This is a genomic window from Allorhizobium borbori, from assembly GCF_014196535.1.
In the GTDB taxonomy this organism is placed as follows: Bacteria; Pseudomonadota; Alphaproteobacteria; order Rhizobiales; family Rhizobiaceae; genus Ectorhizobium; species Ectorhizobium borbori.
Map to the genome: position 1 here is coordinate 170539 of NZ_JACIDU010000004.1, position 13561 is coordinate 184099.

A 13561-nucleotide genomic window follows, 5' to 3' on the forward strand; every position below is an offset into this window, starting at 1 on the left:
CGTTTCCAAGCGCTTTTGAAGTTGCAGCGGGCAGGCGGATTCGTATTCTGCCCCGCGACTTCAATCCGAGTCGTTTCATACCGATAGAAAGGGGTGGAAACATGAACAAGAACGAGCTGGTCGCCGCAGTTGCCGAAAAGGCTGGCCTGACCAAGGCCGATGCGGCCTCTGCCGTCGACGCCGTTTTCGAAACGGTGCAGGGCGAACTGAAGAACGGTGGCGACATTCGCCTGGCCGGCTTCGGCAGCTTTACCGTTTCGCGCCGTGAAGCCACCACGGGCCGCAATCCTTCGACTGGCGCTGCCGTTGACATTCCGGCGCGCAACGTGCCGAAGTTCACGCCCGGCAAGGGCCTGAAGGACGCCGTTAACAGCTAATGTTCCGGACACCCTTCGGGTGTTCGCATGGCTGAAATTCGAGAGCCCGGCCACCCAGCCGGGCTTTTTCTTTGTCATCCGCCTGTCACGCAGCTCACGCAAAACCCTCCGGTCACAAATAGCGAATTTGGAGGTTTCATGTCGTTCCGTCTTTCCCGCGCCGCGCTCACTCTGGCCCTGCTGTCTTCAACGGGCGTCGCCATGGCTGCCGACCCGGTGTTCAACCGTGTTGCCGCCTTTCCGGTGGCTGCCAATCTGCCGGCGGACAAGGATGCGAAAACCGTTACCTCCGCCGAAATCGTCACCGCCTCAACAGACGGCAAGGTTCTGATCTATTCCGACAGCCCGCTGGGTGGCATCGGCTTCATCGACATTGCCGACGCAAAGGCCCCGAAGCCGCTCGGCGCACTCACCCTCAGGGGTGAGCCAACCTCTGTTGCCGTCGCCGGCACCAAGGTTCTGGCTGCCGTCAACACCTCCGAGAGCAAGGCCAAGCCGTCGGGCTTCCTCGCCACCGTCGATCTCGCCACGAGGAAGATCGAGAACCAGTGCGATCTCGGCGGTCAGCCGGATTCGGTTGCCGTTGCCAAGGATGAGAGCTTCGCGGCGATCGCCATCGAAAACGAGCGCGACGAAGAGGTGAACGATGGCGCGCTGCCGCAGATGCCCGCCGGCTATCTCGTCATCTTGCCGCTGAAAAATGGCGTCGCCGATTGCGCTGGTCTGAAGAAGGTCGATGTGACCGGCCTTGCCGAGATTGCGCCGGAAGACCCGGAGCCCGAATTCGTTTCCATCAACGATGCCGGCGAGATCGCGCTGACGCTCCAGGAAAACAATCATATCATCATCATCGACGGCAAGACCGCCAAGGTGACCGGTCACTTCTCCGCAGGCAGCGTCGATCTCGCCGGCATCGACACCAAGACCGATGGCAAGCTCGACTTCTCCGGCAAGCAGGAAAAGCGCCTGCGCGAACCCGACAGCATCAAGTGGCTGGGCAATGACCGTCTGGTCGTCGCCAATGAAGGCGACTGGAAGGGTGGCGCACGCGGCTTCACCATCTTCTCGAAGGACGGCAAGGTTCTCTATGAGAATGGCGCGGAATTCGAACATGCCGTCGCCCGCATGGGGCACTATCCGGAAAAGCGTTCCAAGGCCAAGGGTATCGAGCCCGAGGGTCTCGAAGTCGCGACCTTCGGCGACCAGCGCTACATCTTCGTGCTTGCCGAGCGCGCTTCCGTGGTCGGCGTGTACAAGGACACGGGTGCCGAACCGCAGCTCGTACAGATCCTGCCTTCGGGCATCTCGCCGGAAGGTGCTGTCGCCATTCCCGGTCGCAACCTGCTCGCCACCGCCAATGAAGCCGATCTCATCGAAGATGGCGGCGCGCGCTCGCATGTGATGCTTTACGAACTGGCTGCCGGCGAAGCGGCCTACCCGACGTTGGTTTCCAGGGACAAGGACGGCCAGATCATCGGCTGGGGCGCGCTCGGCGCGCTGACCGGCGATCCGGAGAAGGCCGGCACGCTCTATGCCGCGTCCGACAGTGTCTATTCCATGCAGCCGTCGATCTTCAAGATTGACGCCACGAAGAAGCCTGCGGAAATCACCGATGTCATCCGCATCACCCGCGAGGGGCAGGCCGCGCAGAAGCTCGATATCGAAGGTCTGACGACCGATGGCAAGGGCGGCTTCTGGCTGGCGTCTGAAGGTGACAGCGCCAAGCTTGTTCCGCACGCGCTTTATCAGGTCGATGCCAAGGGCGCGATCAAGAAGGAAATCGGCCTGCCTGCCGAACTGCTGGCCGGCGAAACCCGTTTCGGCTTCGAAGGCATTACCCGCATCGGTGAAGGCGACAACGAAACGCTGTGGATGGCCGTCCAGCGCGAATGGAAGGACGATCCCAAAGGCACGGTGAAGCTCGTATCCTACACGCCGAAGACGAAGGAATGGGCGGCCGTCCGTTATCCGCTCGACAAGACGGAAGAGGGCTGGGTCGGCCTTTCGGAACTCGCGGTCAAGGGTGACAGCCTTTACGTTCTGGAACGCGACAACCAGATCGGCGACAAGGCGAAGATCAAGAAGCTTTATCGCGTTGCCCTGTCCGAATTGAAGGGGGCGAAGCTCGGTTCCGAGCTGCCGCTCGTCAGGAAGCTGGAAGTGCATGACTTCCTGCCGGAGCTGAAGGCCGGCAATGGTTATGTAGTCGACAAGATCGAGGGTTTCGCCTTCGATGCCGCCGGCAAGGCCTTCGCGGTGACCGACAATGACGGCGTGGACGACAGCTCCGGCGAAACCTTCTTCTTCCCGGTGGAATTGAAGACGACGAACTGAGCCTTTACCCTTAACGCCTGCACCGCCCGTAACCCTGTTGCGGGCGGTGTTGTTTTTGCGGATGGTGACGGTGCCAAAACGGGGAGGGCGCGATGCCGCAAGTGAGATTGAAGAGGTTGCCGGGCGTCTATGCCGTCTCCCGCCTTGCCTGCACGGCGCCGGTGCCGCAATGGGCGGATGGTCAGGGCTTCGTCAGTATTTCCCGTACCGATGACGAGCTTTCCATCGTATGCGTCGAAGAGCGCGTGCCTGCAGGCACCGAAAGGAGCGAAGGCGGCTGGGTCTGCTTCAAGTTTCAGGGACCGTTCGCCTTCGATGAAACCGGCATCCTCTCGTCCGTGCTGCGGCCGCTGTCGGAAAAGGGGATCGGTATCTTTGCCGTTTCCACCTTCGATACCGATTATCTGCTGATAAAGGCCGAGAACGTGGCGCGCGGGGTCGAGTTGCTGGCTTTGGCGGGACATATCCTGCTTTAGCGGCTGTCTTTTCTGTGCATGGCCGCCAACGCCGCCATGCAATTGCACCCTTCTCGACTAGAGTGCGAATCGATGACCGCTTTTCGCTTTATCCACGCCGCCGACCTGCATCTCGGCAGTCCCTTTCAGGGGCTGGCACTGAAGGATGCGGCGCTCGCCGCCCGTTTTGCCGAGGCAAGCCGCGAGGCTTTCGCCGCACTCGTCACCCGCGCCATCGAGGAAAAGGTCGATTTCCTGATCGTGGCCGGGGATGTCTATGACGGTGACTGGAAGGACAATTCCATCGGCCTGTTCTTCAACCGTGAAGTGGCGCGTCTCGGCCGCGCAGATATTCCGGTCTTCCTCATCAAGGGCAATCACGATGCCGAGAGCGTGATCACCAGGACGATCACCCTGCCGGAGAATGTACACGAGTTTCCGGTGGCCAAGCCCGGTACGTTCAGGCTGGACCGGCTCAAGGTGGCGCTGCATGGTCAGGGCTTCGCCGAACGCTCTGCGCGCGAAAATCTGGCGCTCAATTATCCGAAGCCGGAGCAGGGCTGGTTCAATATCGGCCTGCTGCACACCTCGCTGACCGGCCGCGAGCCGCATGCGCCCTACGCGCCCTGTTCGGTCGAGGATCTGCGCTCGCGCGGTTATGATTACTGGGCGCTCGGCCATGTGCACGAGTTCGAAGTGGTGGCGCAGGACCCGCTGGTGATCTTCCCCGGTAATATTCAAGGCCGCTCCGTGCGCGAGCAGGGGGCGAAGGGCGCGGTTCTCGTCAGCGTCGAGGATCACCGCATTCGCCATGAGCGGATCGTTCTCGACCGCGCCCGCTTCCACGAGATTGCCGTGATGGCTGCGCTGGAGGACGATCTGGCCGCACTGGCGAACCGTGTCGCGGCTGCCGCCGACCCGTTGGCGAAATCGGCGGACGGTCGGGTTGTGGCGCTCAGGCTGCGGCTTTCCGGCGAAACGCCGCTGGCCCGTGATTTCATGGCGCGCGCTGCCGATATGCGCGACGAGATGCAGGCAGCCTTGCACCGGGCCGGCGAGGATGTCTGGCTGGAAAAGCTCGACCTTCGCCTTACCCTGCCGAAAAAACCGGTGGCGGCCGAAGGCATGGCCGATCTCGAAGCGCTGCTTCCTGAAAGGAACTGGAGCCCGGCGATGATCGAGGAGGCGGATGCCCGCATCCGCGAAATCGCCGCCAAGCTTCCCGGCGGGATCGGCGCCGGCGATCTGCCGCTCGGTGCCGATGCGGCGGAACTTCTGGCCGAGGCGCGGGCGCTGCTTCTCGCGCGCAGCGGGGGAGGCGTTTGATGCGTTTTGCCCGGATCAACCTTCTCCGCTATGGGGCACTGACAGAGACCGCGCTGACCTTCCGTCCGGATGCCGCGCTGCATGTGGTCTATGGACCAAACGAGGCCGGCAAGAGTTCCGCGCTCTCGGCTTTTTCCGATCTGCTGTTCGGCTTTCCCGACCGCACGGATCAGGGCTTTTTCCACGATGCGAAGGATCTGCGCATTGCAGCAGAACTGACCGGGCGCGATGGCAGGAGCCTGGCGTTTCGCCGTCGCAAGGGGCGCAAGAACACGCTTCTGGCCGATGACGACAAGGAGGCCGCGCTTTCCGACGATGCGCTGGTTCCCTTCCTCGGGGGGCTCGACCGGCTTGTGTTCGAACGCGCCTTCGGGCTGAACTCCGAGCGGCTGCGCAAGGGGGCCGATGAAATGCTGGAAGCAGGCGGCGAGATCGGCAGCCTGCTGTTTTCGGCGGCGTCCGGCATGATGGGGCTGACCAAGCTGCGCCGGTCGCTCGAAGAGGATGCGGATGCCGTCTACGCTCCGCGCCGCGCTTCCAACCGCAGCTTCTATCAGGCACTCGACCGCCATGAGGAAGCCCGTCGCGCCGAGCGTGACAATGAATTGAAATCTGCCGACTGGAAGCGCCTTGTCGGAGCCATCACCAACGCCGAAACCGATCTGGAGACCCTGCGCAAGACGCGGGAGGAGACCCGTCGCGAACTGGAGCGCCTGCGTACCCTGGGCAAGCTTGCCCCGCTGATTGCCGAAATCGATGGCGAGATCGCAGCGCTTTGTGCCTTCGATGATCTGGAGGCGCTGCCTGCCAGCTTTGCCCAGACCTTGGCGGAGGCGATGGACAAGGCTCGTCTGGCCGCGGTAGCCGAGGAGAAGGCGACGGAGGAGCTGGCGGGACTGAAAAGTGCGCTGGCGGCGCTTTTCGTGGATGAAGCGCTGTTGCGGGAGGCGGCGGCGGTGACGGCGCGCTTTTCGGAAATGGGCGCCTATCAGCAGACCAGCCGTGATTTGCCACGCATCGCGGCCGAGGCTGACGGATTCGATCAGAATCTCATTGAACTTGGCCGTCGTCTCGGGCTGGAGAAAGACGTCGATCCTGCGAGTGTCCAGCCGCCCGAAACCGCGCTGGCGCGCCTGCGCAAGCTGCTGGAGGAGGGCAAGGCGCTGGAGAGCGAGCGGGTGGGCGATGCCCGCCGTCTGGCCGAGGAACGTGATTACCTGCGTTCGCAGACCAGAAAGGATACCGGCGCTCTCATCGACACCGGGCGTCTCTCCGAGCGTTTGAGCGCCTGCCGTCCGGAACTCGGCGATCTCGCCCGCATCGAAAGCCTTTCGGTGCAGCGTGACCGTCTGGCCGAAACGCTGATGGAAAATTCCGCCCGGCTTCGCCCGGAGGTACGAGACCTGAACGTGCTTGCCGCCGCGCCGATGCCGGATGAGGCGACCATCATGCGCCACCGCGACAGGCTGGCCCAGCTTGAGGGCGAATTGCGCGATGCCGGCAAGACGCTGGCTCAGGTCGATGCCGAACGAGCCGAGCTTGCGCAGCAGCTTCTGGCGCTGGAAGGCGGCGTCGAAATCGTTACCCGCGAGGACATCGCTGCCGCCCGCAGCACGCGCGATGCAGCGCTGGCCGACCTCCGCCGTGGTAAGACTGTGCCCGATCTGGAACGGCAAGTGGCTGTCGCCGACGATCTTGCCGATCGCGCGTTGACCGATGCCGACCGGGTCTCCCGCCACATGAGCCTGCGCCTGCGGGCACGGGAATTGCAGGCCGCGCAGGAGCGCGCCGCCCTGCAGCATGAGGTGCTGACAGAAAGGCTTGCCGCTGAAAAGAACGAATATCGCGGGCTGTTTGCCGAATGCGGCGTCACGCCGCTTGCGCCCGATGTGATGGTGGAATGGCGTCGCGATGTGGAGCGCCTGCTGAAGGAGCGTATCCGCTTGCAGGCGGTGGAGGACGAGCGCGCGGCGCTGAAGCGCCGGGAGGCTGCCCTTCGTTCCGTTCTGGAGGACATGGCTGCCACGATCGGCCTCATGGATTGCGACGGCCTGCTTCTTTCCGTGCTACATCGTGAACTGGAGCAGAAGGTCGCGGCGCTGTCCGAGCGCTTCCTCAAGGCCCGTGCGCGGGAGGACGAGTTGCGCAAGACCGAGGAGCGCATCGAGGCGCTGGAGGCACGAGCGGTGGAAATGGACGCGCGTTACGCGGCCTTCCGGGCTCGCTTCGCCGAAGCCTGTCACGCCATCGGCCTTGATGAACATGCCGAACCGGTGGTGGCGGAGACGGCGCTTGATCTCTGGCGCGAAGTGCCCGGCCTCGTCAGCGAACGTGATAACCGCCGCCGCCGCGTGACCGGTATGCGCCGCGATCTCGGGACCTTCGAGGCGGGCGTGGCCACGCTTGTGGATGCACTGGCACCGGATCTCAAGCGCCTTTCCGCCGATGCCGCCATCAGCCTGTTGCAGGAACGCGCCGGTGAGGCCAAGGCCGCAGGCGAGCGCCAGCGGGACCTGCGACAAGCGCTGGCAACGGCGGAGGCCGCCGGCGAACGCGCCAGCCAGGCCGTGGCGGAGGCAAGCGAGCGCCTGGCCGCGCTGATGCCGGAAGGTGGCGATGCCGCCGCAATTGCCACGCGACTTCAGGAGCGGGAGCGGCTGCGCATGCGTCTTGCCGAATCGCGGGCGCGGCTTGCGCTTCAGGCGGAAGGACGGGCCGAGATTGACGTCCGTGCGGCGCTGAAAGGCTTCGACCGGGTGGCCGCCGGGCTCGATATCGAACGACTGGAAGCGGATGACAACGCCGCATTGGAGCAGTTCGGTGACCTGAACGTGCGTCTGGCCGATCTGCGCCGCGAGCGCGAGGTGCTTGAACAGGGTGTGGGGGCAGAGCGTGCCGCCCTTGAACGGTTATCTGCGGAAGTGGAGGCCAAGGACCTTGCCCGGCAATGGGTGGTCCTGAAGCTCGCCGCCGGGCTGCTCAACGCCACCATGGACGGTTACCGCGAGAAGCAGGCCGACCCGGTGATGCGCCGGGCCGGCGATCTGTTTTCCGAAATCACCGGTGGCCGGTTCCGCCGTCTGGTGCAGCTTTACGACGAGAATGATGCGTTGCAACTGCTGGCCGAACGCGCGGGCGGCGAACAGGTGCCGCTAACCGGGCTTAGCGAAGGCACGGGCGACCAGCTTTATCTAGCCCTCAGGCTAGCCTTTATCGAGGATTTTGCCCGACGTAACGAGCCGGTGCCGCTGATTGCCGACGACATTTTTCAGACCTTTGATGAGGAGCGCACCGCTGCCGGACTGTTGACCCTGGCCGATACCGGCAAGGCCTTCCAGACCATCCTCTTCACCCATCAGAAGAGTGTGGCAGACGCGGCCAAGCGCCTTCTGGGCGAGAGGGCGGATGTGATCGCCTTCGGTGCGGTTTGACGCATCCTTAGACCAATAGGCAAGCGCGTCACGAAGCGCTAGGCTTCTCCCGTTCTTTCGCTCCACCCCGCCGGAGTGGAGGGGCAGGGAGGAAATACGCATGCTCATTGCCATACTGTCTGACATCCACGCTAACCGCGAGGCTTTCGAGGCATGCCTTGACGCCGCCCGGGCAGCGGGTGCGGAACGCGTCGTTCTGCTCGGCGATATCGTCGGTTACGGGCCCGATCCCGTCTGGTGCGTCGAGAAATCCCGGGAACTGGTGGCTGCCGGCGCCATCTGCCTTCGCGGGAATCACGACGATGCCGCTGCCGGCGGCACGGTCTCGCTGAACGAGACGGCCCGCGCCGTTATCGACTGGACGAAAGAGCGGCTGGATGCGGCCCAGATTGCCTTTCTGGCAAGCCTGCCGCTGACGGTGGAAGACCAGGACCGACTTTACGTTCACGCGGATGGAAGCAGCCCCGCGCGTTGGCATTACGTTACGGACTCCGAGAGCGCGGCGCTGCATTTCAACGCCACGCAACAACGTGTGAGCTTTTGCGGCCATGTGCATCTGCCCGCGCTCTACAGCCGGTTGGCGCAGGGTCACGTAACGGCATTCACACCGTCTTCCGCAGCGCCGATCCCGCTTCTGCCGCAGCGCCGCTGGCTGGCGGTGATGGGCGCGGTCGGCCAGCCGCGCGACCGAAACCCGACGGCGGCCTTCGGGCTTTACGACGATACGCGCAACGAATTGCGTTACATGCGGGCCGCCTATGACATCGAGGCGACGGCGGCAAAGATAAGGGCGGCGGGCTTGCCTGAAAGCCTTGCGACCCGCCTGTCGACGGGGAGGTGAACATGGCAAGGGCAAAACTCAATCCGGGCGACGTGATCGACGGCTTCACGCTGGTGGAAATGGCGCACAAGGGCGGCATGGCCCGGCTGTGGCGGGTGACGCATCCCGACCACGATTTTCCGATGCTTATGAAGATGCCGGAACTTGGAGAGGGGGCGGACCCCGCCACCATCGTCGGCTTCGAGATGGAGCAGATGATTCTGCCGCGGCTTTCCGGCCCGCATGTGCCGCGCTTCGTAACGAATGGTGATTTCGCGGTGCAGCCCTATGTCGTCTTCGAGGAACTGCCGGGCAAATCCCTTTACCCGCGTCTCGAAAGCCTGCCGCTTTCGCCGGAACAGGTGGCCGATCTCGGTGCGCGGATCGCCACCGCGCTCGTCAGCCTGCATCACCAGAAGGTGGTGCATCTCGACATAAAGCCGTCGAATGTGATGTTCCGCGAAACGGGGGAAGCGGTGCTGATCGATTATGGTCTGGCACGGCATCTGGAACTGCCGGACCTGATGGACGAGGAATTCCGGCTGCCCTATGGCACGGCCCCTTATATGGCGCCCGAACAGATCCTTGGCCATCGAAGCGATTTTCGCTCCGATATCTTCGCGCTCGGCGCGCTGATGTATTTCTTTGCCACAGGCAAGCGCCCCTTCGGCGATCCGCAGCGGCTGAAAGGCCTCAAGCGGCGTCTGTGGCGCGATCCTTATCCGCCGCGGGCGCTGAACCCGATCGTTCCGGCGGCCCTTCAGGAGGTGATTCTCCGCTGTCTGGAAATCAACCCCGCCCGGCGCTATCCGACGGCGGCACAGCTTGCCATGGACCTGCAGAATCTCTCCGGCGTCGCGCTCACGCCACGGGCGACGAAGCTGAAGCGCGATTCGTTCAGCGTGGTGCTGAAGCGCCGCTTCAACCCCGATCCCATGGACATGGTGAAGCCGGAAAACGCTACCGAACAGCTTTTCGATGCGCCTATCGTCGCCGTAGCGATCGATCTCAACGGCTCGACGCCGGAACTGCTGGACAAATTGCGTATCGTCGTGGGCAAGACGCTGGATACCACCCCCAATGCCCGCGTCGCCTGCCTCAACGTGCTGAAAGTGAATCGTCTGACGCTGGATAGCGCATTGGACGAAGAAGGGCGCAACAAGCACGTTCGCAAACTGGTGGAATTGAAAAACTGGGCTTCGGCCCTCGATATGCCGCCGGGTGGCGTCACCTTCCACGTTCTGGAAGCCGTATCGCCGGCACAGGCCATCCTCAATTATGCCCGCGAGAATCATGTCGATCACATCGTCATGGGTGCTCGGGCGGAGGCCGCGATGCGCTCGCTGCTAGGCAGTGTTTCCGGGGAGGTGGCGGCCCATGCGCCGTGCACGGTCACAGTGGTGCGCAACCGGGTCTGGCCTGCGACAGAGTGAAAGCGGTCAGCGGCGCTTGACAGGAATGGGCAAAGGGGAGTGCATAGCGCTTCCCGCAAGGACCATTCAGGACCCCAATCCATGTTCGAAAAGCTTCAGGCTCCGCCGCCCGACAAGATTCTCTCGCTGATCTCCGCCTATGCGGAGGATACGCGCCCCAACAAGATCGACCTCGGCGTCGGTGTCTATCGTGATGAAACCGGCGCCACGCCCGTTCTCGAGACGGTGCGTGAGGCCGAACGCCGCCTGCTCGCAACGCAGAAGACGAAGTCCTATTTCGGCATGGGGGGCGACCCTGCCTTTTGCCGAGCCATCGTGCCGCTCATTTTCGGTACGGATGCGCCTTCTGACCGCATCCGCGCGCTCCAGACGCCCGGCGGTTCCGGCGCATTGTCCATCCTTATGGGCTTTGCCGCCAAGCTCACGAAGCGCATCCATATTCCCGATCCGAGCTGGGGAAACCATGCCGCGATCGCCAAGCATTCACGCCTCGAAATCCTGCGCTATCCCTATTTCGACGCGGCCACCAGTCGGGTGAACTTCCCGGCGATGAAGGCAGCGCTGGAAAAGGCCGAAGCCGGGGATCTCGTGCTGCTGCATGGCTGCTGCCATAACCCGACCGGCGCCGACCTTAGCCGGGAAGAGTGGAGCGAACTGGCCGACCTGCTGATCGAGAAGAAACTTCTGGCGCTGGTCGATCTTGCCTATCAGGGCTTCGGTGACGGGCTGGACGAAGATGCCTGGGCTGTGCGCCATCTGGCGAGTCGCTTGCCGGAAATGCTGGTGGCCTCTTCCTGCTCCAAGAATTTCGGCATTTATCGCGACCGCACCGGTGCGGCCTTCGTGCTGGGCAAGACATCACAGGAAGCGGCCGTGGCCGAGGCGCAGGTGATGATGGAAGCTCGTACCGGCTATTCCATGCCGCCGGACCACGGCGCTGCGGTCGTTCGCATCATTCTGGAAGACGAGGCCCTTTATGCCGCCTGGCGGGCAGAGCTTGAAACCATGCGCAGCCGTATCGCGGACCTGCGCCGGGGGCTCGCCGAATCGTTTCGTCGCCGCACGAATTCCGCAGCCTATGACTTCCTGATGGAAAGCCGTGGCATGTTCTCGCTGATCGGCGTCACGGAAGAGCAGGCGAAGCGCCTGCGCAGCGAATTCGGCATATACCTCGTCGATGACGGCCGAATCAACATTGCCGGCCTCAAGGAAGACCAGATCGACACCTTCGTCGAAGCGGTCGTTACCGTGAAGGGCTGAACGCATAAAGCCGGCGGAGCAATTCGCCGGCATCTCGGCCCGAGTGATTCTAGATGGAAACTTCAGGGGGAATGGTGGGCGATGAGGGATTCGAACCCCCGACTTCTTCGATGTGAACGAAACACTCTACCGCTGAGTTAATCGCCCATTCCTGTAATTGCAGCCCGAACCATGATAAATGGTGGGCGATGAGAGACTCGAACTCCCGACATCCTCGGTGTAAACGAGGCGCTCTACCAACTGAGCTAATCGCCCTTCGCGTTTCGTGCGAGCCGTGAGGTTCGCCGCGTCGGTTGCGGTCATCTAGGCGGAACAGCGAAAAACCGCAAGAGGGATTTCAACTTTTTTCCGGAAATTTGAAATCGCGTGCCGGGGCGCTTAAAAAAGCTGCCTGTGGAAAACACTGAATTCCGAGGCGGCGGGCAGGGGGCAATCGCGCATTTGCGGGGCTTTTTATGTGCTGGCGCGCGATTGTCAGTCGTCTGCTGCGGACTTAGGTATTTTTTGTCGCTGAAAGTCGCTTGACACCTCAGGCTGAACCCCTTAGTTAGCCGCTCATCGAACGGCGAGGCCGCTTCGACGGAGCGCTTCGGTGCTTCGGATCAAGAAAAGTGCGGGTGTAGCTCAGTCGGTTAGAGTGCCGGCCTGTCACGCCGGAGGTCGCGGGTTCGAGCCCCGTCACTCGCGCCATTTCTTGAACCGGTCTCGAACGTATTGATAAAATGCGCGGGTGTAGCTCAGTCGGTTAGAGTGCCGGCCTGTCACGCCGGAGGTCGCGGGTTCGAGCCCCGTCACTCGCGCCATTTCTTCCTTTCTCCTGAGAATGTTGAAATGCCTCGCGGCAACGGCTCGCGTGATTCCCTTTCGTCTGTCCCGCTTCGGATCGGTCTCTTTTCGCATCTGCGTCATTCCCCGGCCTATTGTTTCTTGTGATTCATTTTATTGGGAAATTGTGCGTAGCGGCATGGAATGTGTGTTTAATCAAGACTCTTGAATGTGGCGCTGCTACACTGACCACCGTCAATTGGTCGAAAAGGCGCCACAATCACTTGCGCGCCGACGCGGCCTGCGCTAACCACGGCTCGTTGCAACACGTTTTTTCGGCTTGTCGGTTCGACTAATCCGACCGAGGTGCCGCCCGGCGCCATGCGCAAGCAGGGATGAAAAAGATGACTGAATTGCTCAGTTCCTACATTCCGATCGCTATCTTTATCGGTATTGCCCTTGTTATCGGTCTGGCGCTGCTCATTGCGCCGTTCGCGGTGGCATTCAAGGCGCCCGATGCGGAAAAGCTTTCGGCTTACGAGTGCGGTTTCAATGCGTTTGACGACGCCCGCATGAAATTCGATATCCGCTTCTATCTGGTCTCGATTCTCTTCATCATCTTCGACCTCGAAGTGGCTTTCCTGTTCCCCTGGGCGGTTTCGTTCGGTGAATTGGGCTGGTTCGGCTTCTGGTCCATGATGGTGTTCCTCGGTGTTCTGACCATCGGCTTTATCTATGAATGGAAGAAGGGGGCTCTCGAATGGGAGTGAGCCAGGGCAATACGACGCTCGTCGCGCCGCAGCCGAAGGGCATCATCGATCCGAACACGGGCAAGCCCGTCGGTTCGGACGATGCTTTCTTTGGCGAGATCAACAACGAGTTGGCCGACAAGGGCTTCCTCGTGACCTCGACCGACGAGCTGATCACTTGGGCCCGTACAGGCTCGCTGATGTGGATGCAGTTCGGTCTGGCCTGCTGCGCCGTTGAAGGTCTGATGCAGGCGTCCGGCCCGCGTTACGACATGGAGCGCTTCGGTGTTGCTCCGCGTGCTTCGCCGCGCCAGTCGGACGTGATGATCGTTGCCGGCACGCTGACCAACAAGATGGCGCCCGCGCTTCGCAAGCTCTACGACCAGATGCCCGAGCCGCGTTACGTGATCTCGATGGGTTCCTGCGCCAACGGCGGTGGCTACTACCATTATTCCTATTCGGTGGTGCGTGGCTGCGACCGTGTGGTTCCGGTCGATATCTACGTTCCGGGCTGTCCCCCCACGGCCGAGGCGCTGCTTTACGGCGTGCTTCTGCTGCAGAAGAAAATCCGCCGTACCGGCACGATCGAGCGCTAAGGCGAGGGGAGAACG

At 62.4% G+C, this 13561-nt stretch carries 10 protein-coding genes and 4 tRNA genes; 12 read left to right on the forward strand and 2 right to left on the reverse strand.

Going from position 1 to position 13561, the window contains the following annotated elements; genetic code table 11:
• Positions 1-101: 101 nt before the first annotated feature.
• From hupB to GGQ66_RS06635, 8 genes are all read left to right on the forward strand, one after another.
• The gene (gene hupB / locus GGQ66_RS06600) at positions 102-377 is read left to right on the forward strand and encodes a DNA-binding protein HupB (protein WP_183790708.1); all 276 of its coding nucleotides are present in this window, start codon (positions 102-104) and stop codon (positions 375-377) included.
• A 138-nt stretch (positions 378-515) separates the two neighbouring features.
• Positions 516-2711 (forward strand): esterase-like activity of phytase family protein, encoded by a 2196-nt coding sequence (locus tag GGQ66_RS06605; protein WP_183790710.1) that lies wholly within the window; start codon positions 516-518, stop codon positions 2709-2711.
• 92 nt (positions 2712-2803) lie between these two features.
• Entirely contained in the window at positions 2804-3187 is a 384-nt protein-coding gene (locus GGQ66_RS06610; RefSeq protein WP_183790712.1) for an ACT domain-containing protein, read from the forward strand.
• A 72-nt stretch (positions 3188-3259) separates the two neighbouring features.
• Complete coding sequence (locus GGQ66_RS06615; RefSeq protein WP_183790714.1) at positions 3260-4492, forward strand: metallophosphoesterase family protein; 1233 nt, start codon at positions 3260-3262, stop codon at positions 4490-4492.
• A complete protein-coding gene (locus GGQ66_RS06620; protein ID WP_183790716.1) occupies positions 4492-7923 on the forward strand; it encodes an ATP-binding protein in 3432 nt (1143 codons plus the stop codon). Before GGQ66_RS06615 ends, GGQ66_RS06620 begins: the two co-directional genes overlap by 1 nt.
• A 100-nt stretch (positions 7924-8023) precedes the next feature.
• On the forward strand, positions 8024-8764 hold the full coding sequence (locus tag GGQ66_RS06625; protein ID WP_183790718.1) for a metallophosphoesterase family protein: 741 nt from the start codon (positions 8024-8026) through the stop codon (positions 8762-8764).
• A 2-nt stretch (positions 8765-8766) separates the two neighbouring features.
• Positions 8767-10176, forward strand: coding sequence for a bifunctional serine/threonine-protein kinase/universal stress protein (locus GGQ66_RS06630; protein WP_183790720.1), 1410 nt, complete (start codon positions 8767-8769; stop codon positions 10174-10176).
• A gap of 81 nt (positions 10177-10257) precedes the next feature.
• Complete coding sequence (locus GGQ66_RS06635; RefSeq protein ID WP_183790722.1) at positions 10258-11436, forward strand: amino acid aminotransferase; 1179 nt, start codon at positions 10258-10260, stop codon at positions 11434-11436.
• A gap of 72 nt (positions 11437-11508) precedes the next feature.
• Here the strand turns inward: GGQ66_RS06635 and GGQ66_RS06640 are convergent.
• Together GGQ66_RS06640 and GGQ66_RS06645 are read right to left on the reverse strand one after the other, a co-directional pair.
• Positions 11509-11583 (reverse strand) — tRNA-Val (locus GGQ66_RS06640).
• Positions 11584-11615: 32 nt separating this feature from the next.
• A tRNA-Val gene (locus tag GGQ66_RS06645) sits at positions 11616-11691 on the reverse strand.
• 358 nt (positions 11692-12049) lie between these two features.
• On the opposite strand from GGQ66_RS06645, the gene GGQ66_RS06650 reads away from it, so the two are divergent.
• From GGQ66_RS06650 to GGQ66_RS06665, 4 genes are all read left to right on the forward strand, one after another.
• Positions 12050-12126, forward strand: a tRNA-Asp gene (locus GGQ66_RS06650).
• Between the two features lie 36 nt (positions 12127-12162).
• Positions 12163-12239 (forward strand) — tRNA-Asp (locus tag GGQ66_RS06655).
• A gap of 366 nt (positions 12240-12605) precedes the next feature.
• On the forward strand, positions 12606-12971 hold the full coding sequence (locus GGQ66_RS06660) for an NADH-quinone oxidoreductase subunit A (RefSeq protein WP_183790724.1): 366 nt from the start codon (positions 12606-12608) through the stop codon (positions 12969-12971).
• Positions 12962-13546 (forward strand): NuoB/complex I 20 kDa subunit family protein, encoded by a 585-nt coding sequence (locus GGQ66_RS06665; RefSeq protein ID WP_183790726.1) that lies wholly within the window; start codon positions 12962-12964, stop codon positions 13544-13546. The genes GGQ66_RS06660 and GGQ66_RS06665 overlap by 10 nt, the downstream gene beginning before the upstream one ends.
• The last annotated feature ends 15 nt before the right edge of the window (positions 13547-13561 follow it).